The following is a 13,259-nucleotide window of genomic DNA, read 5'->3' on the forward strand; positions in this document are numbered from 1 at the left end:
GTCGCGCAGTGCCGCGACCACGGCTTCGGTGTTCGTCATCCCACTCCCCACTACTCCGCCGGGTTGTCGACGGCTTCAGTCCTCGATGCTGGCGCGGGCCAGTCGGATCAGGTCGGCGACGTCCAGCGCGTCGACCTGCTCGACGGTCCGGGTGGTCTGCTCCTCGTCGTGCTCCTCGGCTTCGGGGAGCAGTTCGGCGCGCAGGTGCTCGGCGAGTTCCCGCGGTGTCGGGTAGTTGAAGATGACCGTGGGCGACAGCCGCAGGCCCGACGCCCGGTTGAGCCGGTTGCGCAGCTCCACCGACGTCAGCGAGTCGAGGCCGAGCTCCTTGAAGCCGCGCCGCACGTCCACGCTCGCCGGGTCCGGGTGGTCGAGCACCTTCGCCACCTCGGCGCGCACCAGGTCCAGCACGGCCTTGGCCTGCTCGGCGGCCGACCTGCCCGCCAGCCGGTCGCCGAACCCGACGTCCGGGGCGGCCCGCTCGACGCGGCGGGGTCGGGTCGGCACCAGACCGCGCAGCAGCGGCGGCAGGTCCTCGCCTTGGGCCCGCAGCACCGCCGGGTCCACCCGCAGCGGCACGACCTGCGAGTTGTCCAGCCCCAGCGCGGCGTCGAACAGCGCGAGACCGTCCGCTGTGGACAGTGCCGACATGCCGATCCTGGCCAGCCGGTTCAGCTGCGCCTCGTCGAGGGCGCCCGCCATGCCCAGCTCCGCCCACGGCGCCCACGCCAGGGAGGTCGCGGGCAGGCCGGCGGCGGCGCGCTGCCGGGCCAGGGCGTCCAGGAACGAGTTGGCCGCCGCGTAGTTCGCCTGCCCCGGCGCACCGACCACGCCGGACGCGGAGGAGAACAGCACGAACGCCTTCAGGTCCAGCTCGCGCGTCAGCTCGTGGAGGTGCCACGCGGCGTCGACCTTGGGCCGCAGCACGGTGTCCACGCGCGCCGGGGTCAGCGCCCCGATCGGCGCGTCGTCCAGCACGCCCGCCGCGTGCACGACGGCGGTGAGCGGGTGCTCGGCGGGGACGCCGTCGAGCAGCGCCCGCACGCCGTCGCGGTCGGACACGTCGCACGCGACCGTGCGCACATCAGCGCCGTTGGCGGTCAGCTCGGCGACCAGCACGGGGTCCTGCGGTCGCCGTGAGGCGAGCAGCAGGCGCCGCACACCGTGCTCGCCCACCAGGTGCCGGGCGATGAGCGCGCCGAGGGCGCCGGTCGCGCCGGTCACCAGGACCGTGCCGTCCGGGTCCCAGGTCCGCTCGGTCGGCTTGCGCGCGGCGGCGGCCAGGCGCGGCCGGAACACGACGTCCCCGCGCAGCGCCGACTGCGGCTCGCCGGAGGAGGCGAACGCGGCCACTTCGTCGTCGGTGACCTCCCGGTCGGTGTCCAGCAGCACGAACCGGCCCGGGTGCTCCGTCTGCGCCGAGCGCACCAGGCCCCACACGGCGGCGTGCGCCAGGTCCACCGCGTCACCGGTGCCGTCGCGGGTCACCAGCACCAGCGGTGTCTCGTCCTCGCCGGCGAGCCGTTCCCGCACGACGGCCAGCGCCTCGTCCACGGCCGCCCGCACGGCCCTCGGGACGTCGCCGGTCGTGGTGGCGATCCGCCGCACCGCGACCGGGCCGGTCCGACCGCCCTCCGGGGTCGGCGTCCAGGCCACCTCCAGGAGTGCGTCGTCGGCCTGGACGAGCCGGTCCGGCGCCACCTCCCGGACGGTCAGCGACTCGACCGACGCCACCGGCGTGCCGTGCTCGTCGGTCAGCAGGATCGACACGGCGTCGTCACCGGCCGGTGCGACGCGCACCCGCGCCGCGGCCACGCCGGTCCGGTGCAGCCGCACCCCGCTCCACGCGAACGGCAGCCGGGTCCGGCCCGGCACCGGCGGCAGGGCGCCGAGTCCGATGGCGTGCAGCGCGGCGTCCAGCACGACCGGGTGCAGACCGAAGCGCGCGGCGTCCAGGCCCTCGGTCAGCCGGACCTCGGCGAACACCTCGCGACCGCGCCTGCGTGCCGACCGCAGTGCCCGGAACGCGGGGCCGTAGTCGAAGCCGCCTTCGGCCAGGTCGCCGTACCAGCCGGCCAGGTCGACCGGCTCGGCGTCCGATGGCCAGTCCGCCACCGGCGCGTCCGCCACCGCGCCGAGGACGCCCTGGGCGTGCCTGGTCCACGGCCGGCCACCGGAGCGGAAGTGCACCTGGAACGCGCGCGACCCGGCCGCGTCCGGTGCGTCCACGGTGAGCTGCACGTCCACCGCGTCCTGTTCGGGCAGCACCAACGGCGCTTCGAGGGTCAGCTCCTCGATCCCGGCGCAGCCGAGCTCGTCGGCCGCGAGCAGCGCGAGGTCCACCATCGCGGCGGCGGGCACCACGACCGTGCCCATGATCGCGTGGTCGGCGAGCCACGGGTGGTCCCGCACGGACAGCTTCGCCGTGTGCACGAGCCCGTCGGTGGCGGCCAGCGGCACGCCCGTGCCGAACAGCGGGTGTCCGGTGGCCTGGTCGCCGCTCCGCGGAGCGAGCCAGAACCGGCGGTGCTCGAACGGGTAGGTGGGCAGTTGGACCGGCTTGGGCCGCATCGGCGCCAACAACGCCGTCCAGTCCACCCGGACACCGCGTGCCCAGACCTTGGCCAGCGCGTCGGCGAGGGTGGCGGTCTCCGGCTTGTCGCGGCGCAGCACGGGCACGAAGACGACCTCGTCGTCCGGCAGGCAGTCCTGCCCCATACCGGTGAGCACGGCGTCCGGCCCGATCTCCAGGAACGTGGTCGCGCCCGCCTCGCGCAGGGCTTGGACGCCGTCGGCGAACCGCACCGCCCGGCTGACGTGCCGCACCCAGTAGTCCGGCGTGCGCATCTCGTCGCCGGCGAGCAGGCCGGTGACGTTGGAGACGACCGGCACGGTCGGCGCGTGGTAGGTGAGCTTCTCCGCGACCCGGCGGAAGTCCTCCAACATCGGGTCCATCAGCGGCGAGTGGAACGCGTGGCTCACCCGCAGCCGCCTGCTCTTGGCGAACCGCGCGGCGACCCGCAGGACGGCCTGCTCCTCGCCGGAGACCACCGTGGACGCGGGTCCGTTGACCGCCGCGATCGTCACGCCGTCCTCCAGCGCGGCCCGCACGTCGGCCTCGGTGGCGAGGACGGAGACCATCGCGCCGCCGGCGGGCAGGGCCTGCATGAGCCGGCCGCGCGCCGCCACGAGCGCGGCCGCGTCGTCCAGGCTCAGCACACCGGCCACGTGCGCGGCGGCCAGTTCGCCGATGGAGTGGCCCGCCACGAAGTCCGGCTCGACGCCCAGGCTCGCCAGCAGCCGGAACAGCGCCACCTCGAACGCGAACAGCGCGGTCTGGGTGTAGGCGGTGGTGTCCAGGGCGTCCGGGTCGCCGTCGACCACGTCCTCGAGCGGCCGGTCCAGCTCGGCGTCCAGCGCCGCGCACGTCGCCTCGAACGCCCGCGCGAACACCGGGAAGCGCTCGCGCAGCTCGCGGCCCATGCCGAGCCGCTGGCTGCCCTGTCCGGTGAACAGCAGGGCGAGCTTGCCACCGGGGGTGCCGCTCGCGATCTCCCGGCCGTCGCGCAGCACCAGCCGGTGCGCCATGGCGGCGCGGGAGGCCAGGGTGTGGGCGACGTCGATCTCGCGTTGCCCGGGGTGGTCGGCCAGGAACGCGGTCAGCCGGTCGGCCTGTGCCGCGGCGGCCTGCGGCGTGCGGGCGGACACGATGTACGGCAGGCCGGGGAGGTCGCGGTGTTCCTCCTCGTCGTCCGGTGCCTGCTCCACGATGACGTGCGCGTTGGTCCCGCTGATGCCGAACGACGACACGGCCGCGCGGCGAGGCCGGTCCACCTCGGGCCACGGCCGGGCACTCGTGAGCAGCTCGACGCGGCCCGCGGTCCAGTCCACCTTGGGCGACGGCTCGTCCACGTGCAGGGTGCGCGGCAGGACGCCGTGGCGCATGGACAACACGGTCTTGATCACGCCCGCGACACCCGCGGCGGCCTGCGTGTGGCCGATGTTCGACTTGATCGAGCCCAACCACAGCGGCTCCGCGCGGTCCTGGCCGTAGGTGGCCAGCAGTGCCTGCGCCTCGATCGGGTCGCCCAGCCGGGTGCCGGTGCCGTGCGCCTCGACGGCGTCCACATCGGACGATCGCAGGCCGGCGTCCGCCAACGCCTGGCGGATGACGCGTTGCTGCGCCGGACCGTTGGGCGCGGTGAGGCCGTTCGAGGCGCCGTCCTGGTTGACGGCCGTGCCGCGGACGATGCCCAGGACCCGCCGACCGTTGCGGCGGGCGTCGGACAGCCGTTCCAGCAGGACCGTGCCGACACCCTCGGCCCAGCCGGTGCCGTCCGCCGCCGCGGCGAAGGACTTGCAGCGGCCGTCCGGGGACAGCCCGCGCTGGCGGGAGAAGTCCACGAAGGTGAACGGCGAGGCCAGGACCGTGACACCGCCCGCGACCGCGAGCGAGCACTCGCCCGCGCGCAGCGCGCGGACCGCCATGTGCAGCGCGACCAGCGACGACGAGCACGCCGTGTCGACGCTGACGGCCGGTCCCTCCAGGCCGAGGGTGTAGGCGACCCGGCCGGACACCACGCTGCCCGCGCTGCCGGTCATCCGGAAGCCCTCCAGGCCGGTGGCGGCGTTGCCCGTGCCGTAGTCGTGGTACATCACGCCCGCGAAGACGCCGGTGTCGCTGCCGCGCAACGACTCCGGGTCGATGCCCGCGCGTTCGAACACCTCCCAGGAGGTCTCCAGGAACAGCCGCTGCTGCGGGTCCATCGCCAGCGCCTCGCGCGGGGAGATGCCGAAGAAGTCGGCGTCGAAGCCCGCGGCGTCGGCGAGGAAGCCGCCGTACCTGGTGTAGGAGGTGCCGAGGCGTTCCGGGTCGGGGTCGTGCAGGGCGGCGAGGTCCCAGCCGCGGTCGGCCGGGAACGTGCCGATGGCGTCGCCGCCCTCGTCCAGCAGCCGCCAGAACTCCTCGGGGCTGTCGATGCCGCCGGGGAGACGGACGCTCATGCCGACGATGGCGATCGGGTCGTCCTGGTCGGCGTTCGCGGGTCGCCGGTGGACGGGTGCGCCTTGCGGCTCGGCTTGCTCGGCGCGCAGGAACCGCGTCACGGCGTCGGCGGTCGGGTGGTCGAACACCAGCGTCGCGGGCACCCGGACGCCGGTCACCGCGGTGAGCCGGTCGCCCAGCTCCACGCCCATCACCGAGTCGAAGCCCAGCGACTGGAACGTGCGGCCGAACTCGACCGACGCCGGGTCGGCGCCGAGGACCTTGGCGATCTCGTTGCGCACCAGAATCTCGACGTCCCCGCGTGCGGCGGCCTGTGTCGTTTCGGTCCTCTCTTCGGCGGTCCCACGGATCCAGTGCCTGCTCCGCTGGAACGGGTAGGTGGGCAGGGCGATCCGGCGGCCGGGCGTGAACCCCGTCCAGTCCACGGGTGTCCCGCGCACGTGGAGGTCGCCCAGGGCGTTGAGCACGGCGTCGGTCTCGGACCGGTTGGCCCGTGCGGTCGCCACGAACGCCGAGTCGGTCTGCCGCACGCCGTCCCGGCCCATCACCGCGAGGACGGCCTTGGGGCCGATCTCCAGGAACGTGCGGACGCCGTGGTCCTCCAGGCAGCGGATGCCGTCGAGGAACCGGACGGCCTCGCGGGCGTGTCGGACCCAGTACTCGGCGGTGGCGATCTCCCCGTCCGGCACGCCGCCGGTCAGGTTGGACACGACCGGGATGCGCGGCGGGTGGTAGGTCAGGCCTTCGGCGACGCGGCGGAACCGCGCCAGCATCGGGTCCATCAGGTGCGAGTGGAAGGCGTGGCTGACGTTGAGCCTGCGGACCTTGGCGAACTTCGCGGCGACCGCCAGCACCGCGGACTCGTCGCCGGAGACGACGGTGGAGGCGGGGCCGTTGACGGCGGCGATCGTCACGCCGTCTTCCAGCGCGGCGCGCACCTCGTCCTCGGTGGCCTGGATGGACACCATCGCGCCTCCGGCAGGCAGGGCCTGCATCAGCCTGGCGCGGGCGGAGACGAGTTCGGTGGCGTCGGCGAGGCTCAGCACACCGGCGACGTGCGCGGCGGCGAGTTCGCCGATCGAGTGGCCCATCACGAAGTCCGGGGTGACGCCGTGGTGCTCCAGGAACCGGAACAGGGCGACCTCGAACGCGAACAGGGCGACCTGGGTGAACTTCGTCTGCGCCAGCAGTTCGTCGTCCTCACCGAACACGACGTCCTTCAGCGGCCGCCCGAGGTCGAACCCGGCGCACACGGCGTCGAACGCGCCGGCGAACACCGGGAACCGCGCGTGCAGGGCACGCCCCATCCCGGCCCACTGGCTGCCCTGCCCGGTGAACAGCACGGCCAGCCCGCCGTCGACCACCGGCCCGCGCCCCGTGGCGTCGAACTCGCGCAGGGACCTCAGGTCGGTGGTCCACTCGACCGCGCGGTACTCGAAGTGGGTGCGCGTGGTGGCCAGTGAGTGCGCTACGTCCGCCACCGGCGCGCCGAGTCCGGCGACCCGTTCGGCTTGTGCCGCCAGCGCTTCCCTGGTCCGCCCGGACAGCAGCACGGGCACTGGCCACGCGGGCGGCTCGGGCGTCGCAACCGGCGCTTGCCCTGCGGCCGGCACGTCCTCCCACGCCGACAACACGACGTGCGCGTTCGTGCCACCCATGCCGAACGAACTCACCCCGGCCGTGACCCGACCGGCCAGCGGCAGCACCCGGTCGTTCACCCGCAGCCGCAACCGCTCCAGCGGAATGTCGGGGTTCGGCGTGGCGAAGTTCAGACTCGGCACCAACTCCCGCTCGCGCAGGCACAGCACCGCCTTGATGAACCCGCCGATCCCCGCGGCCCCTTCGAGGTGACCGATATTGGTCTTCACCGACCCGACCGGCAACGCTTCGGCCCGCCCGACCCCGAGCACCGCCCCGAGCGCCGCCGCTTCGACGGGGTCGCCGACCGGCGTGCCGGTGCCGTGCAGCTCGACGAACGCCACCGACGCCGGCTCCACCCCGGCCCGCGCGTACGCGCTGCGCAACACCCGCTCCTGTCCCTCACGCGAGGGCGCGGTGAGCGTGGTACCGCCACCATCGTTGTTCACCGCGCCGCCGAGCAGCACGGCGTGGACGCGGTCGCCGTCGCGAACCGCGTCCTTCAGCAGCTTGAGCACGACGAGGCCGCCGCCCTCGCCGCGCACGTAGCCGTTCGCGCGGGCGTCGAAGGTGTAGCTGCGGCCGTCGGCGGACAGCGCGCCGAACTTCCGGTTCACCTCGAAGGTGTCCGGGTGGATGTTGAGGTTCACGCCGCCTGCCAGCGCGGTCGTCGCCTCGCCGCGCCGCAGCGCCTCGGCCGCGAGATGCACGGCGACCAGCGACGACGACTGGCCGGAGTCGACCACCAGCGACGGCCCGTCGAGCCCCAGCAGGTAGGAGACCCGGTTGGCGATCATGCCCCGGCTGCCGCCGGTGGCGGTGTGCTGGGTGATCTCGCCGTTCAGGCGGGAGTAGTCGTCCCAGATGGCGCCGAGGTACACGCCCACACCGGAGCCTGCGTCGGTGCTCCCTTCGACACCTCGCCCTCGGACACCTCGCCCTTCGACGCTCCTCCCTTCGACACCCACGCCCGTGGGTGTCCCTTCGCCACTCGGGCCCGTGGGTGTCCGGCCGGCACCCGCGCCCTCTCCGGCCCGACGGTCGCCCGCGCCCTCTCCGGCCCGGCCATGACCCGCGCCCTCGTTCGTCCGACCGCCGCCCGAGCCTTCCTCCGCTCGGGCCGGGACCGTGTGTCCTTCGTTCGCCCCGTTTCCGCTTCCGTCATTTACGGAATGCTGTGAGACCCCTGTTTGGTTGTCATTTCCCCCATCTGTCGCCCGGTTGTGCGATGGGCGGCGGGTGCCGGGGGGCACGATGCCGGCGTTCTCCAAGGCTTCCCAGGCCAGCTCGAGCGCCAAGCGCTGCTGCGGGTCCACCGCGGCGGCCTCGCGCGGCGAAATGCCGAAGAAGGCCGCGTCGAACCGGTCGACCGCCTCCAGGAAACCACCGCGCACCGACAGCGGCAGACCCCGGTCGGCAGGCGGGGCGCCGATCGCGTCCCCGCCGGAGCGCAGCAGCCGCCAGTACTCGTCCGGGTCGGCCGCGCCGGGGAACCGGCAGGCGATCCCGATGACGGCGACGGCGTCATCGGGAAAGTCCGCGGGAAAGTCCGCGTTGCTCATCATGTCTCCACCCGTCACGGCTGGTAGATGTGGAAACCGCGGCCGGTCTTGCGGCCGAGCAGGCCGGCGTCGACCATGCGCAGCAGCAGGTGCGGCGGGCTGTAGTGGGGCTCGTGGAACTCGTCGTACATCGCGTCCGCGATGGCGGACACGGTGTCCAGGCCGATCAGGTCGGCCAACGCCAGCGGCCCCATCGGGTGCGCGCAGCCGAGCGTCATCGCCTTGTCGACGTCCTCGGCGCAGGAGAACCCGCTCTCCACCATCCGGATCCCCGCGAGCAGGTACGGGATCAGCAGGGCGTTGACGATGAACCCGGCCCGGTCGCCGGAACGCACGGGCTGCTTGCGCAGGGTGTCGGCGACGAAGGTCTCGGTGCGCGCGTACACGTCGGGGTCGGTGAGCAGCGAGCCGATCAGCTCGACCAGCGGCATCGCGGGCACGGGGTTGAAGAAGTGCACGCCGATGACGCGCTCGGGGCGCGTGCTGGCCTTGGCGAGCCGCGAGATGGGGATGGACGAGGTGGTCGACGCGAGGATCACGTCGGGCGCCTCCACCGCCGCGTCGATGCGGCGCAACACCGACAGCTTCGCGTCCTCGTCTTCGGTGGTGGCTTCCACGACGAGCTGCCGGTCGGCGAGGTCGGCGAGGTCGGTGGTGAACGCGACGGCGGACAGCGCCGCGTCGCGTTCCGCCTCGCTGATCTTCTCCTTGCGCACCGCCTTGTCCAACGACGCGGTGAGCCGCGCGCGGCCGGCCGCTTCCGACGCGGGCCGGGACACCGCGACCAGGACGTCGAGTCCGGCGCGGGCGGCGACCTCGACGATGCCGGCGCCCATCGTGCCGCAGCCGACGACGCCCACTTTCTTGATCTCGGTCATCAGGCCGCCCACCTCAGCAGGCAGGACCCGATCGCCATACCGCCGCCGAACCCGGCGAGCAGCACCAACTGGCCGGGTTCCAGCTGCCCGGCGCGGTTGGCCTCGTCCAGGGCGACGGCGACCGACGCGCTGCCGGTGTTGCCGTACTTCTCGACGGTGCGGTGCGTGGTGGCGGAGGTGAGGCCGCAGATCCGCACGAGGTCGTCGATCATCACGCCGTTGGCCTGGTGCGGCACGAAGTGGTCGACGTCGGCGAGGTCGACACCCGCACGGCGCGCGAGGCCCGCCAAAGCGGGCGGGACTTCGCGTTCGACGAACTCCCGGACCTTGCGGCCCTCCATGCGGAAGTAGTGGCCGCCGTCGGCGACGGTCTCGGCGGAGGCGGGTAGCCTGCTGCCGCCCGCTTCGACGCGGATCAGCCCGTGCGCGTCGCCGCGGCTGACGAGGCCGAACTCGATGATCCCGCCGTCGTCCGGGGCCGGTCCGACGACGGCCGCGCCCGCGCCGTCGGCGAACAGGATGGCGGTGCGCCGGTCGGACTGGTCGAGGATGCGGGAGTACACGTCGGCGGCGACGACCAGGGCGTACGTGCCGGGATTCTGCGCCACCAGGCTGTGTGCCAGGGCGAGCGCGTAGACGAACCCGCTGCACACCACGTTCACGTCGAGGCAGGCCGCACGGTAAGCGCCGAGGGCGTGCTGGACGACGTACGCGGTGGGTGGCTGCGGGTGGTCGCCGGTGGAGGTGGAGACGATCAGGTAGTCGACCTGGTCCACGTCGAGCCCGGCCTGCTCCAGCGCCGCGGTGGCCGCGTGCGCGGCGAGGTCCGAGGTGGCCTCGCCGGGCGCGGCGAAGCGGCGGGTGCGGATGTGCGTCTTGCGTTCGATCCACTCCGGTGTGACGCCGACCCGCTCCGCGATCTCGGCGTTGCCGATCTCCTCCTTGGGCAGGTACGAACCGGTCCCGAGGATGCCGACGGGCTGTGTGCGGTGCACGTGTCCACTCCTCATGAGCGCCAGGACCCGGGAGGGTGGAACCGCACTGGGGGGGTGCGGTTCCACCCGGCTCGGGGGCGTTCCGGGGTGCCGACGCGTCGCCGTGCGCCCGCCGCGAGGGCGAGCACGGCCGCGGTGAGCGCCGCGAGTTCGGTGTCGTCTGGGACACCGCCCCGGATCACCTGGATGGATGTCTGTCGCGCGGCCATCAGACCGGCGGGTTTCCGTGCTTGCGGGACGGGAGGTCCGCGTGCTTGCCACGCAGCATGTCCAGTGCCCTGATCAGGGTGAGCCGGGTGTGCCTCGGGTCGATCACGTCGTCGACCAGACCGCGTTCGGCCGCGTAGTACGGGTGGAGCAGCTCGCTGCGGTATTCCTTGATCTTCTGGGCGCGCATGGTGGCGGGGTCGTCCGCGGCGGCGATCTCGCGGCGGAAGATGACGTTGGCCGCGCCTTCGGCGCCCATGACGGCGATCTCGTTGGTGGGCCAGGCGAGGGAGAGGTCGGCGCCGATGGAGCGGGAGTCCATGACGATGTAGGCGCCGCCGTAGGCCTTGCGGAGGATGAGCTGGATGCGGGGCACGGTGGCGTTGCAGTAGGCGTAGAGGAGCTTGGCGCCGTGCCGGATGATGCCGCCGTGTTCCTGGGCGACGCCGGGGAGGAAGCCGGGCACGTCGACGAGCGTGACGAGCGGGATGTTGAACGCGTCGCACATCTGGACGAACCGCGCGGCTTTCTCGCTGGCGCGGATGTCGAGGACGCCGGCGAGCGAGGCGGGTTGGTTGGCGATGACGCCGACGACGTGGCCGTCCATGCGGATCAGGGCGCACAGGACGTTGTCGGCCCACGTGGGGCTGATCTCGAAGCACTCGCCGTCGTCCGCGATCTCGGCGACGACGGCGCGCATGTCGTAGGACTGCTGCGGGTCGGCGGGGACGAGGTGCAGCAGCGCGTCGGTCGGCCGGTCGGCGGGGTCGGCGGAGGGTGCGGCGGGCGGCAGTTCGCGGTTGTTGGCCGGCAGCATGCAGAGCAGGTAGCGCACGTCGGCGAGGCAGCTCTCCTCGTCGTCGTAGGCGAAGGTGGCGACGCCGGAGACGTCGGCGTGCACGTCGGCGCCGCCGAGGCCGTTCATGTCGATCTTCTCGCCGGTGACGGCCTGGACGACGTCCGGTCCGGTGATGAACATCTGCGAGGTGCCGCGGACCATGAAGACGAAGTCCGTGAGAGCAGGCGAGTAGGCCGCGCCGCCGGCGCAGGGTCCGAGCATGACGGAGATCTGCGGGATGACGCCGGAGTTGCGGGTGTGGCGTCGGAAGATGCCGCCGTACCCCGCGAGGGCGGTGACGCCTTCCTGGATGCGGGCACCCGCGCCGTCGTTGAGGCCCACCAGTGGGGCGCCCGCGGCGACCGCGAGGTCCATGACCTTGTGGATCTTCTCGGCATGTGCCTCGCCGAGGGCGCCGCCGAAGACGCGGAAGTCGTGCGCGTAGACGAAGACCTTGCGGCCTTCGACGGTGCCCCAGCCGGTGATGACGCCGTCGCTGTGCGGTCTGCGGTCCTCCATGCCGAAGCCGACCGCGCGGTGCCTGCGGAACGGTTCGATCTCGCGGAAGGAGCCTTCGTCGAGCAGGAGCCCGATGCGCTCGTGCGCGGTGAGCTTGCCCTTCTCGTGCTGGCGGCGGGTGGCTGCGGGGTCGTGGCCCTGGAGCACCGACTCGCGCAGCGCGGTGAGCTCCTCCACCCGCTCGCGCATGCTCGTCATGGCGTCACCCGTAGGAGGTTGAGGCGGTCTTCCCCGATGCGGGCCCGCAGGTCGGGGTCGGTCACGCCGAGACCGGGCTCGGGCGCCTGGCACAGCACGCCGACCTTGCCGACGTGCTCGTTGTTCTGGACCAAGCGGGCGGCTTCGCCGACGTCCTCGAGGGGGTACACGGCCGACAGCACGGGCACCAGGTGGCCGAGCTGGAACAGCCGGTTGCACTCCCACTGCTCCTGGAGGTTGGCCGCGTGGCTGCCGATGATCCGCTTGAGGTTCATCCACAGGTAGCGGTTGTCGAACTCGTGCTGGTACCCGGTGCTCGACCCGCAGGTGACCACGATGCCGCCCTTGCGCACGACGAAGACGGAGATGCCGAACGTGGCCCGGCCGATGTAGTCGAACGCGATGTGCGGGTCCTCGCCGACTTCGCGGCGAATGGCCCGGCCGAGGACCTTGCCCATTTCGATGGCGTGCTGCCCGTCACGGGGTGTGGTCAGGCCGATCTCGGCCCGGTTGATGACGACGTCGCAGCCGAGTCGGCGGGCCACCTCGGCCTTGGCCTCGGAGCCGACGACGCCGACGGGGATGCCCCCGCCGTTCTTGACCAGTTGCACGGCGTACGCGCCGAGACCGCCGGTGGCGCCCCAGATGAGCACCACGTCGCCCTGCTTGACGCGGGCCCCCTTGTCGCTGACCAGCATCCGGTACGAGGTGCTCGCGCACAGCGGCGCGGACGCGGCCTCCTCCCACGTGAGGTGGGCGGGTTTGGCCAGCAGTTGGCTGGCGCGCACCACCGCGTAGTGGGCGAGACCGCCGAAGTTGGTCTCGAAGCCCCAGATGCGCTGGTCGGCGCCCAGCATGCCGTCCGCGTGCGTGGCGGGCTGTTGGTCGTCGACCTGCACGCAGCTCACCACGACGTGGTCGCCCGGTTTCCAGTGCCGGACACCGTCGCCGACGCGCACGACCACGCCGGCGGCGTCGGACCCGAGCACGTGGTACGGCACGTCGTGCCGCGCCGCGTACCCGCCCTGCTTGCCGAACCGCCGCAGGAATTCGAAGGTCGGGACCGGTTCGAAGGTCGCCGACCACACGGTGTTGTAGTTGATCGAACTGGCCATCACCGCGACGAGCACCTCGTCAGGGGCGATTTCGGGCATGGGCACCCGACCGACCCTGAGCGACTTCCGGACGTCTTTGTCCTGAGCGACACCGAACATCTCCGCATCGTCCGAGACGACGTGCGCGGCGAGATATTCAGCGGGAGGTTCCGAAGCAGCAACGGAATTCAATTCCATCGCACCAGCCATGGCCCAAAAGCTACGACCGGCCGATGAACACGGCCAACCCCTACCGCTCCCCTAGCCCCGACCCCGAGTACCGGGTGTTCCGGGCCGCGAACGGGGCGCGCCTCCGGCTGGGCTA

General features: G+C 72.8%; 6 protein-coding genes. All 6 read right to left on the bottom strand.

The window, feature by feature from the left end; translation table 11 throughout:
* Positions 1 to 75: 75 nt before the first annotated feature.
* The 6 genes from ADK67_RS25855 to ccrA are packed head-to-tail and all read right to left on the bottom strand — an operon-like array spanning position 76 to position 13,144.
* Positions 76 to 8,223 (bottom strand): SDR family NAD(P)-dependent oxidoreductase, encoded by an 8,148-nt coding sequence (locus ADK67_RS25855; RefSeq protein ID WP_442974189.1) that lies wholly within the window; start codon positions 8,221 to 8,223, stop codon positions 76 to 78.
* Positions 8,220 to 9,083 carry a 3-hydroxybutyryl-CoA dehydrogenase gene (locus ADK67_RS25860; RefSeq protein ID WP_053719135.1) on the bottom strand — a complete coding sequence of 288 codons (864 nt, stop codon included), beginning with the start codon at positions 9,081 to 9,083 and terminating at the stop codon, positions 8,220 to 8,222. The genes ADK67_RS25855 and ADK67_RS25860 overlap by 4 nt, the downstream gene beginning before the upstream one ends.
* The gene (locus ADK67_RS25865) at positions 9,083 to 10,078 is read right to left on the bottom strand and encodes a 3-oxoacyl-ACP synthase III family protein (RefSeq protein WP_231648355.1); all 996 of its coding nucleotides are present in this window, start codon (positions 10,076 to 10,078) and stop codon (positions 9,083 to 9,085) included. Before ADK67_RS25865 ends, ADK67_RS25860 begins: the two co-directional genes overlap by 1 nt.
* Positions 10,079 to 10,089: 11 nt before the next feature.
* Complete coding sequence (locus tag ADK67_RS49340; protein ID WP_082403776.1) at positions 10,090 to 10,287, bottom strand: acyl-CoA carboxylase epsilon subunit; 198 nt, start codon at positions 10,285 to 10,287, stop codon at positions 10,090 to 10,092.
* Positions 10,287 to 11,840 (bottom strand): acyl-CoA carboxylase subunit beta, encoded by a 1,554-nt coding sequence (locus tag ADK67_RS25870; protein ID WP_053719089.1) that lies wholly within the window; start codon positions 11,838 to 11,840, stop codon positions 10,287 to 10,289. The genes ADK67_RS49340 and ADK67_RS25870 overlap by 1 nt, the downstream gene beginning before the upstream one ends.
* Positions 11,837 to 13,144, bottom strand: a complete 1,308-nt coding sequence (ccrA, locus tag ADK67_RS25875; protein WP_157620834.1) for a crotonyl-CoA carboxylase/reductase — start codon at positions 13,142 to 13,144, stop codon at positions 11,837 to 11,839. Before ccrA ends, ADK67_RS25870 begins: the two co-directional genes overlap by 4 nt.
* Positions 13,145 to 13,259: the final 115 nt, after the last annotated feature.

It is taken from the genome of Saccharothrix sp. NRRL B-16348, assembly GCF_001280085.1.
Lineage (GTDB): Bacteria > Actinomycetota > Actinomycetes > Mycobacteriales > Pseudonocardiaceae > Actinosynnema.

What these genes read in the sequence shown, in the direction of transcription:
- ADK67_RS25860 (WP_053719135.1), bottom strand. Translation starts at nt 9,083, where the DNA reads ATGACCGAGATCAAGAAAGTGGGCGTCGTCGGCTGCGGCACGATGGGC.
- ADK67_RS49340 (WP_082403776.1), bottom strand. Translation starts at nt 10,287, where the DNA reads ATGGCCGCGCGACAGACATCCATCCAGGTGATCCGGGGCGGTGTCCCA.
- ADK67_RS25870 (WP_053719089.1), bottom strand. Translation starts at nt 11,840, where the DNA reads ATGACGAGCATGCGCGAGCGGGTGGAGGAGCTCACCGCGCTGCGCGAG.
- ccrA (WP_157620834.1), bottom strand. Translation starts at nt 13,144, where the DNA reads ATGGCTGGTGCGATGGAATTGAATTCCGTTGCTGCTTCGGAACCTCCC.